Source organism: Methylophilus sp. E2MeOHC9 (assembly GCF_058744375.1).
Genome location: NZ_CP196024.1, coordinates 110,968 through 126,597, shown reverse-complemented (window position 1 = coordinate 126,597; position 15,630 = coordinate 110,968). Strand labels below are relative to the sequence as shown.

General features: G+C 50.8%; 14 protein-coding genes. 10 read left to right on the top strand and 4 right to left on the bottom strand.

Annotated features, from left to right (window positions below; genetic code table 11):
• Positions 1-221: 221 nt before the first annotated feature.
• The 5 genes from ACSSVF_RS00560 (at position 222) to ACSSVF_RS00540 (ending at position 5,818) form a co-directional block, all read left to right on the top strand.
• Positions 222-1,199 (top strand): class 1 fructose-bisphosphatase, encoded by a 978-nt coding sequence (locus tag ACSSVF_RS00560; RefSeq protein ID WP_492404652.1) that lies wholly within the window; start codon positions 222-224, stop codon positions 1,197-1,199.
• Positions 1,200-1,210: 11 nt separating this feature from the next.
• Complete coding sequence (gene fba, locus ACSSVF_RS00555; RefSeq protein ID WP_492404651.1) at positions 1,211-2,245, top strand: class II fructose-bisphosphate aldolase; 1,035 nt, start codon at positions 1,211-1,213, stop codon at positions 2,243-2,245.
• Between the two features lie 149 nt (positions 2,246-2,394).
• Positions 2,395-3,222, top strand: coding sequence for a triose-phosphate isomerase (gene tpiA, locus ACSSVF_RS00550; RefSeq protein WP_492404650.1), 828 nt, complete (start codon positions 2,395-2,397; stop codon positions 3,220-3,222).
• Positions 3,223-3,301: 79 nt separating this feature from the next.
• Positions 3,302-5,344, top strand: coding sequence for a polyphosphate kinase 1 (gene ppk1, locus ACSSVF_RS00545; protein WP_492404649.1), 2,043 nt, complete (start codon positions 3,302-3,304; stop codon positions 5,342-5,344).
• A 9-nt stretch (positions 5,345-5,353) separates the two neighbouring features.
• Complete coding sequence (locus ACSSVF_RS00540) at positions 5,354-5,818, top strand: SixA phosphatase family protein (RefSeq protein WP_492404648.1); 465 nt, start codon at positions 5,354-5,356, stop codon at positions 5,816-5,818.
• Between the two features lie 124 nt (positions 5,819-5,942).
• Here ACSSVF_RS00540 and ACSSVF_RS00535 read toward each other — a convergent pair whose 3' ends face one another.
• The gene (locus tag ACSSVF_RS00535) at positions 5,943-6,437 is read right to left on the bottom strand and encodes a hypothetical protein (RefSeq protein ID WP_492404646.1); all 495 of its coding nucleotides are present in this window, start codon (positions 6,435-6,437) and stop codon (positions 5,943-5,945) included.
• A 141-nt stretch (positions 6,438-6,578) separates the two neighbouring features.
• On the opposite strand from ACSSVF_RS00535, the gene ACSSVF_RS00530 reads away from it, so the two are divergent.
• A complete protein-coding gene (locus ACSSVF_RS00530) occupies positions 6,579-7,202 on the top strand; it encodes a nucleotide-binding protein (RefSeq protein ID WP_492404644.1) in 624 nt (207 codons plus the stop codon).
• Positions 7,203-7,304: 102 nt separating this feature from the next.
• Positions 7,305-7,550 carry a hypothetical protein gene (locus ACSSVF_RS00525; RefSeq protein WP_492404642.1) on the top strand — a complete coding sequence of 82 codons (246 nt, stop codon included), beginning with the start codon at positions 7,305-7,307 and terminating at the stop codon, positions 7,548-7,550.
• A gap of 109 nt (positions 7,551-7,659) precedes the next feature.
• Here ACSSVF_RS00525 and ppx read toward each other — a convergent pair whose 3' ends face one another.
• Both ppx and ACSSVF_RS00515 read right to left on the bottom strand, forming a co-directional pair.
• Positions 7,660-9,138 (bottom strand): exopolyphosphatase, encoded by a 1,479-nt coding sequence (ppx, locus tag ACSSVF_RS00520; RefSeq protein WP_492404640.1) that lies wholly within the window; start codon positions 9,136-9,138, stop codon positions 7,660-7,662.
• Positions 9,139-9,156: 18 nt separating this feature from the next.
• On the bottom strand, positions 9,157-9,429 hold the full coding sequence (locus tag ACSSVF_RS00515) for a hypothetical protein (protein ID WP_492404639.1): 273 nt from the start codon (positions 9,427-9,429) through the stop codon (positions 9,157-9,159).
• Between the two features lie 172 nt (positions 9,430-9,601).
• Between ACSSVF_RS00515 and ACSSVF_RS00510 the strand changes: the two genes are divergently transcribed.
• Positions 9,602-10,300: a PA4824 family protein gene (locus ACSSVF_RS00510; RefSeq protein WP_492404637.1), complete on the top strand. Its 699-nt coding sequence runs from the start codon at positions 9,602-9,604 to the stop codon at positions 10,298-10,300.
• Between the two features lie 968 nt (positions 10,301-11,268).
• On the opposite strand, the gene ACSSVF_RS00505 is transcribed toward ACSSVF_RS00510, so the two are convergent.
• Positions 11,269-11,904: a diguanylate cyclase gene (locus ACSSVF_RS00505; RefSeq protein ID WP_492404635.1), complete on the bottom strand. Its 636-nt coding sequence runs from the start codon at positions 11,902-11,904 to the stop codon at positions 11,269-11,271.
• 255 nt (positions 11,905-12,159) lie between these two features.
• On the opposite strand from ACSSVF_RS00505, the gene htpG reads away from it, so the two are divergent.
• Together htpG and ACSSVF_RS00495 are read left to right on the top strand one after the other, a co-directional pair.
• Positions 12,160-14,073, top strand: a complete 1,914-nt coding sequence (gene htpG, locus ACSSVF_RS00500; protein ID WP_492404633.1) for a molecular chaperone HtpG — start codon at positions 12,160-12,162, stop codon at positions 14,071-14,073.
• A 158-nt stretch (positions 14,074-14,231) separates the two neighbouring features.
• Complete coding sequence (locus ACSSVF_RS00495) at positions 14,232-15,494, top strand: OmpP1/FadL family transporter (protein WP_492404631.1); 1,263 nt, start codon at positions 14,232-14,234, stop codon at positions 15,492-15,494.
• Positions 15,495-15,630 lie beyond the last annotated feature (136 nt).

Genomic DNA, 15,630 nt, shown 5'->3' with positions numbered 1-15,630 from the left:
TATTGTCATGTTGCTGTTATAAGATTGTTGAACAATCTCACATATGTGACGTCTACTTTAATAGAAAAACAGGCATAGACATTGCATAGCCAAACATAGTTGAATTTCTGATAGAGGCTAAATGCAGGTGTTTCCAGCCTGTCATCGTGACTTTGGGCCGCTGTGTTGTCGGTTACAGTTTCGCTGCAAGTATCGCTAAAACCATAAAAAAGGTATCTGCCATGCACTTGGATGTATTTCTGAAACAGGCTTCGCTGAATCATGCATTGAACATATTGATATGGCACGCAGCCCAGGCTGGCATTGAGATTGCCGCGCTGGTGAAGCAGGGTGCCTTGCAAGGCGTGACCGAAAAAACCACCACCACCAATGTGCAGGGCGAGACGCAGATGCAGCTCGATATCCGCAGCCATGAAGTCGCGCTAGAGCAATTACGTGCTTCTACCGTTGTCGCCGCCGTCTTGTCTGAAGAGGCGGATGCGCCTATCGTGTTTGAAACCGTCGATGCACCATTTCTGGTCAGTATGGACCCACTGGATGGCTCTTCCAATTTAGCCATTAATGGTGTGGTCGGCAGTATTTTTTCCGTGCTCCCGAATACGGGTGTGGCTACCCAGGGCGATCAGGCGTTTTTGCAGGCGGGTCAGGCGCAACGTGCGGCACTCTATGTCATGTATGGGCCAGCAACATTATTAGTGCTGACCATAGGACAAGGCACACATGTGTTCACCTTCGATCAGGAAAGTGGCAACTTTGAACTCACCCAGCAAACGGTAGAAATCCCGGCAGAGACATCTGAATATGCGATTAATGCCAGTAACCAGCGTTACTGGCAACCTGCCATGCAGCGCTATATAGGTGAATGTCAACAGGGCGCGGAGGGTGCGCGCGGGCGTGATTTTAATATGCGTTGGTGCGCCAGCATGGTCATGGATGTACATCGCATTTTGACCCGCGGCGGTGTGTTCCTCTATCCGCGAGATCACAAACAGCCAGTCAAGGCCGGACGATTGAGGTTGTTGTACGAGGCCAACCCCATGAGCTTGCTTGTCACGCAGGCGGGCGGTGAAAGCATAGATGGTTTAGAAGATGTTCTGGCATTACAACCTACGTCCTGCCACCAGCGCGTCCCGGTATTGCTGGGGTCCAGACAAGAAATCCAGCGCTTGCGTGAATACCACCAGCAAGCCACAGAATAAAGGAGTTTTGCATGGCATTGATTTCCCTCAGGCAGTTACTCGATCACGCAGCCGAGCATAGTTATGGCTATCCGGCGTTCAATATCAACAATATGGAGCAGATCATCTCCATTATGAAAGCCGCTGACGAAGTCGATAGTGCGGTGATCCTGCAGGCATCGGCCGGTGCGCGCGGCTATGCCGGTGAGTCGTTTTTGCGCAAGATGGTCGAAGCTGCCATCGAGCAGTTCCCGCATATCCCCGTGTGCATGCATCAGGATCACGGAACTTCGCCCAAAATCTGCCAGATGGCTATCCGCAGCGGTTTTTCCAGTGTCATGATGGATGGTTCTTTAAAAGAGGATCACAAAACGCCGGCCAGTTATGAGTACAACGTAGATGTCACACGGCGCGTGGTCGAGTTTGCCCATGCCGTGGGTGTCTCGGTAGAAGGCGAGTTAGGCGTATTGGGTTCACTAGAAACCGGCTTGGCGGGCGAAGAGGATGGGGTAGGCGCAGAAGGTAAACTGGATGAATCGCAATTGCTGACCGACCCCGATGAAGCGGCAGCGTTTGTGGAAGCGACCAAAGTCGATGCGCTGGCGATCGCGATCGGCACCAGCCATGGTGCTTATAAATTCACACGCCCGCCGTCAGCTGACACCTTATCCATACAACGTATCCGTGAAATCCACGCCAAAATCCCCAATACTCATCTGGTCATGCATGGTTCTTCCAGCGTGCCACAAGAATTTCTGGAGCGGATCCGGCATTATGGCGGTAATATAAAGGAAACCTATGGCGTGCCGGTTTCCCAGATTGTGGAAGGCATCAAGAGCGGCGTGCGCAAAGTGAATATTGATACCGATATCCGCCTCGCCATGACTGCTGCCATTCGTGAATACTTTGTCGAACATCCGGAAGAGTTTGATCCGCGCGGTTACTTCAAAGAGGCAAGCAACGCGGCGCAACAGCTATGCAAAGAACGTTTTGAAGCATTTGGCAGTGCTGGCCAGGCAGGTAAGATAAAAGTGGTTTCCCTGGAAAAAATGGCCGCCATTTATTAAAAATGATTGAACGGTTACCAGGTAAAGCTGCCATAGAAGATAACGTGGCCAGACTATAGGCCCGCAAAGCAACTCAGCCACTTTACCCGCTCATGCTTAAAGCAAAAATATAATCTCATCGAGGGGGCATGATAGAAAGGTTTTACATCATGCGCAAAAAATTAGTCATCGGTAACTGGAAGCTGCATGGCAGCTTGCTGGAAAATCAGGGCCTGCTCAATCGGCTCAAACAAGAACTACATCATCTGGATGGCGTGGATGCAGCTGTCTGCCTGCCTTATGTTTATTTATACCAGGCGCAAGCTGCGCTGCAAGGCTCAGCCATTGCCTGGGGTGCACAAAACGTCAGCCAGTTTACTGAAGGCGCTTACACCTCCTGCATCTCAGCAAAAATGGTGGCCGAATTTGGCTGCACCTATACTATTGTCGGCCATTCTGAGCGGCGCGCACTCAAACTGGAAAGCAATCAGGTCGCCACCAAACGCCTGCTCAATGCCCTGCACGCTGGCCTTACGCCTATTTTTTGTGTCGGTGAAACACTGGATGAACGCGATGGCGGCATGGCCGAACTGATCGTTAGAAACCAGATGCTGAATGTGGTGTATGGCCTCGATGATGAAGCGTTTGCCTTGGCAAAAAAACTCAATATGGTGATTGCCTATGAGCCGGTGTGGGCGATTGGCACTGGCGAGCACGCCACGCCTGAGCAAGCACAGCGCATGCACGCTTTTATCCGCATGATGATCGCCGAGCGAGACAGGGAGTTTTCCGAGCAGATACGTATTTTATATGGTGGCAGTATGGCGCCTAAAAACGCGGAGAGCCTGCTGATCATGCCGGATATTGATGGCGGCCTGCTGGGGCGCGCGGCACTAGTGGCTGAAGACTTCATTGACACCTGCCGGATTGCCTCGCATTGCTGGCAGCAACAGGTGAAATTAAAAGCGCAAGCGCACTCACCGGCAGTAGTAGTCTAGCCGGGCTTATTCTGGTGCCGGCACGCAATTTCACAAAACTGTCATAAATGGCTGGACGCCAAGCGCTACAATAGTCGGCATGAAAAATAACCCCTCTGTGCTGCTAGACCGTGACCTAAGCATCCTCAGTTTCAATGCGCGTGTACTTTCCCTGGCGCAACGCGAAGATTACCCCCTGCTCGAACGCTTGCGCTTTTTGTGTATCGTTTCCAATAATCTCGATGAGTTTTTTGAAGTGCGCATGCCTTTGCAGATGGAGGCGCACCAACAGGGCGTCACACATGGCCCGGTGACTGCCAGTGGCTGCGAACAGATTGCCAGCATGGCACATGCACTGGTGGCAAAACAGTATGAGCTGTTTAATGATGCGCTGATGCCAGCCCTGGCCGAGCAAGCCATACACCTGGTATCAGGCACGGTGCGTACACCGGAACAAACCACCTGGGTGAGTAATTACTTCAAGCGTGAAGTGCTGCCGTTCTTAATGCCGGTGTCGCTGGATCCGTCGCATCCTTTCCCGCAAGTAGCCAACAAATCGTTGAATTTTATTGTCCGCATTGCAATTGGCAAAGAAGAGAAAATTGCCATTGTGCGCGTGCCGCGAGTGGTGCCGCGCCTATTGCAATTGCCGCATGCCATCAGCAAAGGCCAGCAATGCTTTGTGTCGCTGACCAGTATTATCCGTGCTAATCTGCATGTGTTGTTTGAAGGGGCGAAGATTCTGCATTTCTCGCAGTTCCGCGTCACACGTAACAGTGACCTGGAAGTGGACGAAGATGACGTCAGCAACTTACGCATGGCATTGCGTGAAGAACTTGCACACCGCCAGTATGGTAAAGCGGTGCGCCTGGAAGTGACCCATGAGTGCGATGATGCGCTGGCTGATTTCCTGCTCAAACAATTTAATCTGCCTGCGCTTGCGCTATATCGCGTCAATGGGCCGGTCAATCTGGGCCGCCTGATCCAGTTGCCGGATATGGCAAAAGGCGACCATCTCAAATTCACACCTTTCCAGCCGCAATGGCCACAACATATTCATAAAAACATCCTGCTATTGGCGCAAATGCGCGAGCGTGATTTGCTGATACATCAGCCTTATGAAAATTTTGATGTGGTGATCCAGTTGCTGGAAGAAGCCGTCAAAGATGAGCATGTATTGGCCATCCGCATGACGATTTACCGCACAGGCGCTGACCCGCGCATGCTGGCATTGCTGCAGGAAGCCGTCCGCCGCGGCAAAGAAGTGCTGGTGGTCGTTGAACTGAAAGCCCGTTTTGATGAAGAAGCTAATATCAACTGGGCAGAGGCGCTAGAATCTGTGGGTGCGCAAGTGGTGTATGGCGTTGTCGGCCTGAAAACCCATGCCAAAATGTTATTGATCATGCGCCGCGAAGGAAAGGCCATCCATCGCTACGGACATTTATCAACGGGTAACTACAACCCGAAAACCACCCGCTTATACACCGATTGGAGCATGCTTACCGCCAATCCTGACCTGACCAAGGAAATGGAAGCCGTGTTCCGGCACCTGACCAGTGAGTTGCCTTTGCCACGCATGCGGCACTTGCTGGTGGCACCGTTCACGCTGCATTCGGGCATGATCAAGCAACTGGGCAAAGCCCAGCGGTTAGCCAGGCAAGGTAAGCCGGCACGCGTCATTGCGAAAATGAATGCGCTGACCGATATCCCATTGACCGAAGCCCTGATCAAGGCTGCGGCCGCCGGGGTAGAAATCGACCTGATTATCCGCGGCGCCTGCATCCTGCCAGTCGATTTGCCGGCAATCAAAGGCCGTATCCGCGTCAGGTCGGTTGTTGGCCGCTTGCTGGAGCATTCGCGCGTGTTCTACTTTAATTTAGACGGGCAAGTGCAGATGTGGCTGTCGAGTGCAGACTGGATGAGCCGCAATATGGTCAGGCGCGTTGAACTGGCATGGCCGATCACTGACCCGAAAATGCAGCTGCGCATTATGCAGGAAGGCTTGCAAATGTACCTGGATGATAACCTGGATGCCTGGCAGCTGACTGAGCAGGGTGTTTATCGTGCAGTGCGTGAGTCGGCAGGTGAGGCGCCATTGCAATCTTGCCAGCAGATATTGTTAAAACAATATCATTCGTTATAAGGTCTTTTGATGTTAGTACGTAACCTGATTTTATGGCGGCACGCTGAAGCAGAAGACCTGCAGCACGGGTACTCAGACCTGGAAAGAGCGCTGACTAAAAAAGGCCACAAGCAGGCGAAACAGATGGCGGCATGGCTCAAGAAATACCTGCCAAAACAAACCTACGCCATGGTGAGCCCGGCGCGGCGTACGCAAGAAACCGTCGCTTACTGGGGCGAGGGCTGGCAGGAAGAGAGCCGTCTGGCGCCCGAACGTCCTTTAGAGCCGATTTTGCAATTGCTGGCGCAAAGCCCCTTTGAGCACATCATGCTAGTCGGGCATCAGCCTTGGATAGGCGAAGTGGCTGCACAATGCCTGGGTATGGAAGATACGCAGCTTAGCATCAAGAAAGGCGCGATCTGGTGGCTGCGATTACCAAAATCCGGGCTGCCTTACAAACTATATAGTGTGCAGGCGCCAGATCTGGTGGAATAACGCGGGCATATTCACCAAGCATGATTTCAGTGGCATGATCAAACAGTCACCAGTGTATTGCGCTTGGCAATACGGCAATTAATCTTGGATTGTTGTCTTGATTAAGCGCCGTTACCGCGAGAGATTACTTCTTTGGCCTGCCTGTTTTGATGGTAGGTACTGTAGCTAGTGCAGCTTTCAAGGCAGTATCGTTCAGCGCTGACAGCAGTTTTAAACCAGCACGCAGCAATTCACTTTTCTTGACTGGTTTGCCCAGGCCTTCAAGGCGTTTCTTCAAGGCTGCAATTTGGGCGTATTCGTCTTTTGGCATGGTAAAGCTATCGCGTTCCATTTTGATTTTGGGCGCTTTAGGTTTGTCATGAGCGACAACTGGCTTAGTTGCTGTTTTCGTTGCTGGCGCAGGCGTTGCTTTTTTAGCCGCCGCTGCTGCTGGTTTGGCGGCTACCTTGGCAGCCGGTTTCGCTGCAGTTTTGGTGACCGCTGGCTTGGTTGCCGCTGGTTTAGCGGCTGGCGTCGCAGGTTTTGCCGCCGCCGGATTTACTGCTTTGGATGCTGTTGTAGTAGTCGTTGTTGCTGGCTTGTTCTTTGCCGTAGGTTTTGCTGCCGGTTTAGTGGCCATGTCGCTCTCCTTAGTTTTACGTGAAAACAGTTTATACCGTTTTTATTTTGCGTCAATTGTCATAAAAATTTCATATTGCTGTGGTGTCATAGAGGCTGTTTTTCATGACAAAATTCAACACCTTCAAACAGGGAGCATGGGATGCGCAGGATATTGGTGGCAAACACCAAAGGCGGTAGCGGTAAAACGACCCTCGCTACCAATCTTGCTGGATATCTGGCGCAGTTGGGGCATAAGGTTGTACTGGAAGATATTGATCGCCAGCAATCGACTGCTTCCTGGCTGGCACGCCGCCCGCAGCATGTGGCTGCCGTATTCAATGCCGAAGACCTGGGTAAATCCGCATTACAAAAAGCCGATTGGGTCATCACCGACTCTCCCGGTGGTTTGCGCGACAAGAAAATCTCTGATGCGGTGACCGAGACAGATTTAATCCTGGTGCCTATCGCTCCTTCTGCCTTTGATATTGGTGCTACCCAGGATTTCCTAAGCTTGCTGTCTGAGGAAAAAGCAGTGCGCAAGCACAAGACTTTTGTCGGGCTGGTAGGCATGCGCGTGATGCCACGCACCAAATCTGCCGAGCGATTACTCGCCTTTATGGATGAATCCGGCTTTGCCGTGTTATCCATGTTGCGGTCTTCCCAGATATACGTCACTGCGGCTGAAGAAGGCTTGAGTATTTTTGAGTTGTCGGGCTCTCTCAAAGAGATCGATATTGCACAGTGGAATCCGGTCACCGACTGGATTTTACAAAACAGTGAGTAAAGGCCTGGCAAGCAGGCAAAAAATTAAACAACCCTGGACAACAGGTTGAGAATCAAGGATGCCTGGCAAGGCAGGCATTTAGCAGTAAATCAAAGGAGTAATATGAAAGACAAGTCGAATCCAGTGTATCTGGAAAAAGTGCAACAACTCAGCCCAGCCGAAGCTGAGCGTGTGTTATCACGCATGGGTGGCAAGCTGCCTAAACGCTTTATCAAGGAAAAGCTGTCGCAGGAAGAGGCACTCGCTTTACAGCTTGAAATTGAAGATGAGCAGTTGAGCGAGTGGCGCGAAAAAGTAGCCAAGTTGCGTGAAGAAGACGAAAAGCAAACTAAAAAGAAAAAAGATTAGTTTGCTTAACGGTACATAAGTGCGGCGCGTTTGCCGCACTCAATAAAACGGGCCTTGATCGGCCCGTTTTATTTATTTCAGTGTCTATTCGTGCTTTTAATTCACGCGTTTAGTCATAATGCGCTTCAAGCTGCCAGCCCAGTTTTTGCCACAGCTGGCATTCTTCTTCCAGCAGGTAATGTGTTTGCGGATGCTGGTTGACCCATTGTGTTGGCAAAGTTAGCGTAAATTGCTGCTTTTCGTGCGCTAGATGTAAATGCTTCAACACCGGTAATCGGCGTGAATGGCAGAAAATCACCGCCAGGCGTAATGCCATTAACTGGCAAACCAGGTCCTGGTTATCAAAGTCGGCAGGCAATTTCCGCAACTTGCCTTGATGCCCCAATACCAGCAGGCTGATGGTGTGTAACTCGCTTTGGGCAAAACCCATCAGCTCAGTGTTATCGAGAATATAAGCGCCGTGTTTGTTACAGTCGGTATGCGAAATGGCCCAGCCAATTTCATGGCACAGCGCCGCCCACTGCAATAAAGGTTTTTGCGTATCACAGGCTTGCATCACATCGTAAAAATGTAGCGCCACTTTGCTGACATTCTGCGCATGTTCCAGCTCGACCCCAAACTGTTTGCACAGCCTGGCGATAGAGGCAGAGCGCAAGTCTTCAGTCGCATCAGCAGGGCTTAGAATGTCGTAAAGCACGCCATGGCGTAGTGCGCCGTTGGCCACCAACATGGTGTCAATATTCAGCGTATCAAATACCGCGGTCAAAATAGCCAGGCCACCGCCAATGACTGCGCGTCTGTCATCTTTCAGGCCTTCCATATTCAGGCGGTCAGGTGTTTTGGCTTTGATCAAGGTTTGCTTGAGCCATTCGAGCTGGCTGCGCTCGATTTTATTTGCTGAAAATCCTGAACCAGCCAGAACATCGGCCACGGCACCGACCGTGCCAGAGGCACCATAGGCCACCTGCCAGTTTCCGCTATAACGGCTGGCAATCATGTCGATAATCGATTCGGCGGCGATTTCGGCCCTTTCAAAGTTGCGTTCGCTTAACTGGCCGTCGGCAAAATATTTTTGCGACCAGCCGACGGAACCTAAACGCAGAGACTCAGTGACGTTGGCTTTGAAATGCTGGCCGAGGATAAACTCGGTCGAACGTCCGCCAATATCGATCACCAGGCGTTTCTCATCCGACTGCGGCAGCATGCGGCTGACGCCCTGGTAAATCAGGCGCGCTTCTTCCACGCCTGAAATAATCTCAATCGGGTAACCCAGCACTTTCTGCGCCTGCTTGATAAAGTCGGCGCTATTGGTTGCCTCCCTCAATGTTTGCGTGGCCACAGCACGTACATGCTCGGCCGGGAAGCCTTTCAGTCGCTCGCCAAATCGTGCCAGGCATTTCAGCCCGCGTTCAAAGGCCTCTGGTTTCAGGTTGCGATCCTCATCAAGGTCGCCGCCCTGGCGAACAGCCTCTTTCAGGTAATCGACGCGCAGGATCTGCCCATCGACCACACGGCCGATTTCAAGTCGAAAGCTGTTGGAACCCAGGTCTACAGCAGCGAGTTGGGTGTCATGGGTAATAGTTAGCATGCGATACCACTGAAGAAATTACTTTAGATAACGTGAAATAGCCTTGGGGTATTCAGGAAAGTAGCGTTCAATCACACTCAAATCAAAACTTCTCAAAATACTGGAGTTGGACTCGCGATCAAGCAGGAAACTGAAAGAAGCCGCCACCAGTTCAGTGGTCGTATGCGGCGTAGTCAATAACTGCCTCGCATACTCCGGTTTTACACTGACCTGATGCGTGGTGACCTGCGACCCATGCACGGTGACAGAAAAAGAATTAGGACTGGTTTCAGTCACCTCAATAGTCGCCACGATCACCTCCGCCTTGTTTGCCCCTATAGGCAACCCCTGCAAACAGTATAAATCGTTATGTTGGCAGAGGCCAGTGAAACTAATGTGACGGAAACGAATATAAAAATGTCGCGCTGATCGGCTGCAAATTTCATTAAACTGTCATCGCTTGAAATTAAAATAAAAAATAAAAATGACTAAACTGATACTCACCTACTTTAGCCTGCTATTAGCGCTGTGCCTGTCTTGCAACGCGCATGCCGCACGTCCATTAGTCACGGACGACGCCCGCCTGACCAATGCCCATAGCTGCCAGCTCGAGAGCTGGGTGCGCGCCTATGAAGGCGGTCGCGAAATGTGGGCATTACCTGCCTGCAACCTGGGTGAAAACTTTGAGGTCACCTTGGGCGGCGGTGTTTACCGCAACCAGGATGAACACTACCGTACCGAAGACTGGATAGTGCAATTCAAAACCCTGTTCAAACCACTGGAAACCAATGGTTGGGGCTGGGGATTAGCCGCCGGGCATGTCAAGCACACCGATATTCAGCCCGGCCCCAACCAGTTGGGTAATACCTACTTTTATGTGCCAGTGTCTTTTTCATTCCGCGATGATGATGTCGTTGTGCATCTGAATATGGGCATGTTGCGTGACAAACAGGCCTCAGAACTTAAAGCCAGCATGGGGTTGGGCGCTGAATTTAAACTTGGTGGACCGTTTAAAGGCATCGCGGAAGTGTTTGGGGATAATACGCAAAATCCGTTTTATCAGCTGGGTGTGCGGTATTCATTAGTGCCGGAGGTGTTTCAGGTGGATGGCACGATAGGTCAGCAGGTGAATGGGGATAGTGGGAGTCAGTGGTTGTCTATTGGGTTGAGATGGACACCGTAGGGGCTGGTTTTTGTGCAATATGTGAATGCCGTAACAAACATTCATTCTGATGGAAGGTGTAGCAGGAGGTTTCGCAGCGCATGCTTTCTGTTTGTGATGCCGCTGGCTTAAGTCAGAAGCAGATAACTGTCTACAACTGGTCGTCATTCTGGCGTAGGCCAGAATCCAGGCAGGTTACTTCTTAGCTTGGTTACAATAAAGAACAAGTATTGCACTTGCTGTAAGTTGTAATCGGTATTTCTTTGGGTGGTTTGGCACTCTATTTCGCGATTCCCTTTCGCCCCTAGGCGAGTGACTTTTCTTTGCTTGCCCAAAGAATAAGTCACCAAAAGAAAGGGCACCTAGCTTCCGCTTGTTTCCTGCGTTGCTCGTCAAAATAAGCGGTCGCGAAACTCGCCCTAGCGGCCTGCACATAACGCAGGCCACCGCGGAGCTCAGACAGTCGCTCCCTTCCTCCTTATTTTGCCTGCGCTACTCGGCGCGTCAGATAGGGGCCCGGTTAAAACCACCACGATGAAATGTTGGTTAAACGTATGGCATTCAGGGCGCTAAGGGACTTCTTTAACTTCCAAAGCTAAACCCCACAAACCAATTCAATTGTTTTGTGAGGTTCTCTTGTTTGTTTTATTCAATGGTTGTACGGGACGCGATGTGAGAACCCTCACTTAACTAACTGCGTAGTGTTTTTCACGGGCCCCTATCTGACGCGCCGAGTAGCGCAGTCGGCGTGGGAGTCTTCGGCCAGCGCCTGTTTGAGTTCCGCAACAAGCCACGTTGTGTGTGGCTTGTCAGGGCGAGTTCCGTTGGACGCCCACGTTGATGAGCAACGCAGGAAACAAGCGGAAGCTAGGGTGCATTTCTTTTGGTTACGTTTTCTTTGTGCAAGCAAAGAAAAGTAACTCGCCTACAGGCGAAAAAGAATGGTTCAAGATATCAAACCTGCTCATCATCCATCCCGGGCTGTAAAGCTATTTCAACAGAATAATCCTATTAATCTGCCCCAGCCTAAACGCCGTGGTACTCATCTTCCCACCCTTCAACGCCAAAGGCCTGATCGGGCATGGCGGAATCCGCCGCCCATCTTCCATCAACGTATCATCCTCCGCCGTCGATTGCCAAACCCCGCCATTCACCGGCCTGAACTGCCAGCGGATGTAACCAACTTTGGCACCCAACTGCAACATCTCATCGCGATCTGGGGCTTCACTCACTAGCAGTTCGTGTTCCAGCGCTTCATCATATTTGCCGAACGCCTGTTTGCACGCCAGCGCTTCCTGATCTGTCGCACCGACATAAGTGCAGGCCCTATGCTCTTCGCGTTGTACATCCCATGCGCCTAATTGCCATGCGGCATCCAGCACGGCTTCTTCAACCATTTCCGGTTGACGCCAGCGGTCATTGATCTGCAAGGCTGAGCCTGGCACCGGTTTCAGTAGCGGTTTTAGCATGGGTAAGGCCACCATAGGCTGCTTGCGGAATCCATGCCAGTGCAACATCAACAGCAAGGGCGTATCCGCTCGAGGTACCGCAGTTAAAGTCACTGCGGTTAATGGCAGTTGCATGACCTGCATTTGCTCAATCAAAGTGTGAAAAATATTCATCATCCACTCCTTATTACTTAACAAAGCCTCTTCAATAAATAGCTAGCAAGAAGCGTGCTGGAAGCGGGTTTTTAAATCAGCAAGCAGCGAGATGAACAAGTTATTCGATGGGTAAATGGTATGTGTGGACTGATGTTTTAATCATGGGTTGGCTGCATGTTTTCCTGCAATAGCTATTTCCCCTCTTGAAAAACGGTTTTGTTTTCCCCATCTAAACAAAAATTTTTGTGTTTAAAACCCGTTATTTGGAGAACCGTTATGACGACAGCGACAGCAGAATCGCCATCTAAACAAACCATGGGCTTTCAGGCCGAGGTCAAACAATTACTACAGTTGATGATTCATTCGCTGTATAGCAATAAAGAGATCGTATTGCGTGAATTGATTTCCAACGCCTCTGATGCGGCGGATAAGTTGCGCTTTGAGGCTATCTCAAATGGCAGCCTGTATGAAAATGACAGTGAACTCAGTATTAAAATCGCGTTTGATAAAGACGCGCGCACGGTGACCATTTCTGACAATGGCATAGGCATGCGTCGTGAAGAAGTCATCAATAACATCGGTACCATTGCCAAATCCGGCACCAAGGAATTCTTCCAGAACCTGACAGGTGACCAGGCCAAAGATGCCAACCTGATCGGCCAGTTTGGTGTGGGTTTCTATTCCAGCTTTATCATCGCGGACAAAGTCACGCTGATCACGCGCCGTGCGGGTGAGGCTGAAGCGATCAAGTGGGAGTCAGGTGGTGAAGGCGATTTCACGATTGAGGCCACAGAGAAGGCTGGTCGCGGTACCGAGGTGATCCTGCATCTGCGCGAAGGCGAAGAGGAGTTCCTGAATGACTGGAAGCTGAAAACCATCGTCAGAAAATATTCTGACCATATCACTTTGCCTATCGTGATGAAAAAGTCCGAATGGAAAGATGGCGAAAACGGCGAAGGTGGCCAGATGGTGGCTACGGATGAAGATGAAACCATCAATACTGCTTCTGCCTTGTGGGCGCGCAGCAAGAGCGATATCACTGAAGAAGAGTACAACGAGTTTTACAAGCATGTGTCGCATGATTATGAAAACCCATTGGCGTATACGCATAGCCGTGTAGAGGGCAAACAGGAATATATTTCCCTGCTCTATGTGCCAAGCAAGGCGCCGTTTGATTTGTATGACAGGGAGCGCCGCCAGGGTATCAAACTGTATGTAAAACGCGTATTTATCATGGAAGAGGCCGAAAAGCTGATGCCGCAATACCTGCGTTTTGTGCGCGGGGTGATTGATTCTGCTGATTTGCCGTTAAACGTGTCGCGCGAAATCCTGCAAGACAGCCGTGATGTGGAGGCGATTAAAAATGGCTCCGTGAAAAAAGTGCTGAGCTTGCTGGAAGATATCGCAGACAACAAACCGGAAGAATATAACAAGTTCTGGGGCGAGTTCGGCCGCGTACTGAAAGAAGGCCCTGGCGAAGACTTCGCCAACAAAGACAAGATCGCTGGTTTGCTTCGCTTTGCTTCTACCCATGCCGATAACGATACGCAAGATGTGTCGCTGAAAGATTACATCGGCCGCTTTAAAGCGGAGCAGGAAGTGATTTACTACATCACGGCAGATACGTTTGCGGCTGCGAAAAACTCACCTCACCTGGAAATTTTCCGCAAAAAAGGCATTGAAGTATTGCTGTTGTCGGACAAAGTCGATGAATGGTTGCTGGGTAGCCTGACCGAGTTTGAAGGCAAAAAACTGCAATCCATCGCCAAAGGTGATTTAGACCTGGGCAAGCTGGAAGACGAAGCAGATAAAGAAGCGCAGAAGCAAGTGGAAGAAAATGCCAAAGGCCTGGTGGAACGCATCAAATCGGCGCTGGGCGATGCAGTGAAAGAAGTCAAAGTCACGCATAGGTTAACTGATTCACCCGCTTGCCTGGTGGCAGGCGAGCATGATCTTTCCGGTAATCTGGCGCGTATTCTCAAAGCGGCGGGTCAACAGGCGCCAGAGAGCAAACCGATTCTGGAAGTGAATCCTGCGCACCGACTGGTTGAAAAACTCCAGGCTGAAAGTGATGATGCGAAATTTACCGATTATGCGCATGTGCTGTTTGACCAGGCCTTGCTGGCAGAAGGCGGGCAGCTGGAAGACCCGGCCAGCTTTGTGAAGCGTATCAATAGCTTGATTCTTTAATTACTCATTCAATTAATCAGCAAGTTTGCTTTAAATATAAAACCCGCGCGAGCGGGTTTTATATTTTGTATGGTTATATCAATATAATCCAAAATTCTTTTCTGTTATTAATTAAGCTTGGTAGATTAAACCCCTCAATCATTGTGAAGGGGCTGGATATGCGCACTACCGTAAAAATGTTGCCGTGGCTGTTATCAATGCTGGCAGGCCAAGCCTTTGCCACCGATGGTTATTTTGCCCATGGCTATGGGGTTAAGGGTTTGGGTTTAGGTGGCGTGGGCATTGCGCTGCCGCAAGATGCATTGGCGGCTGCTACCAACCCGGCTGGTCTGGGGATTGTTGGCGACCGGATCGATTTTGGCGTCACCTGGTTCAAGCCGGACCGCGATGTCCGCCTCAGCAATACTGCCGGTGGCAGCGGGGCGCTGGATGGCCGCTATGATGGCAATGATACCGAACACTTTTTTATCCCCGAGTTTGGCTATAACCGCGTGATCAATGACCGCACCACCCTGGGTGTCAGCGTTTACGGCAATGGTGGCATGAACACAGATTATAAAGATGGTATCCCTTATTTCAATAATACCGGCAGCCGGGTCGGGATTGATTATCTGCAAGTGGTGGTAGCGCCAACTGCGACCTGGCGCGTGACTGAGCAGCATGTATTAGGTGTCTCACTCAATCTGGCATATCAACGTTTCGAGGCGAAAGGCTTGCAGAACTTTGATAACGCAGGCTTCACAACCTCGCCGGGAAATGTGACCAATAATGGGCACGACCACTCGTATGGCGCCGGCTTGCGTTTCGGCTGGATCGGCCAGGTGAGTGATGCGGTGACCTTGGGCGCGACTTACCAGACCAAAACCTACGCCAGCAAGTTTGATAAATATAAAGGCTTGTTTGCAGAGGATGGCGATATTGATATCCCTGCCAATTACGGTATTGGTATCGCCATTAAAACGACGCCCGCATTGACGCTGGCTGCCGATGCGCAACGCATCTTGTATTCTGATGTGAATGCGATCGGCAATTTATCGTTGAGTAACCTGCCTGCCAGGCTGGGCGCATCCAGCGGCCCGGGATTTGGCTGGCGTGATGTCACAGTGCTCAAGGTCGGTGCACAGTATGCCTACAGCGATAGCCTGACCTTGCGTGCTGGTTACAATCATAGTTCGCAACCGGTGCGCAGCAGCGAAACCCTGTTCAATATCCTGGCGCCTGCTGTGGTGCAGGATCACCTTACCTTAGGGGCAACCTATACTTTGCCGAACAAGTCTGAGCTTTCGTTCTTTTTTGCACATGCCTTTGAAAACAAAGTGCGTGGTAATAACTCGATTCCAGCTGCGCCTTTTGGCGGCGGCGAGGCGGATGTACGCATGAACCAGAACTCCCTTGGCATTGCTTACGGCTGGGCGATATAGACTATTGGCATTCAACTGATGGCCCCACGGCTGGCATGCACTGCCACTATTTTAGTCATCATCATTACATTTATCCTGTTTATAATAAAAGCCATGGCACCTTCGCCGTGGCTTTTTGTCATACAGGCTCATTGCC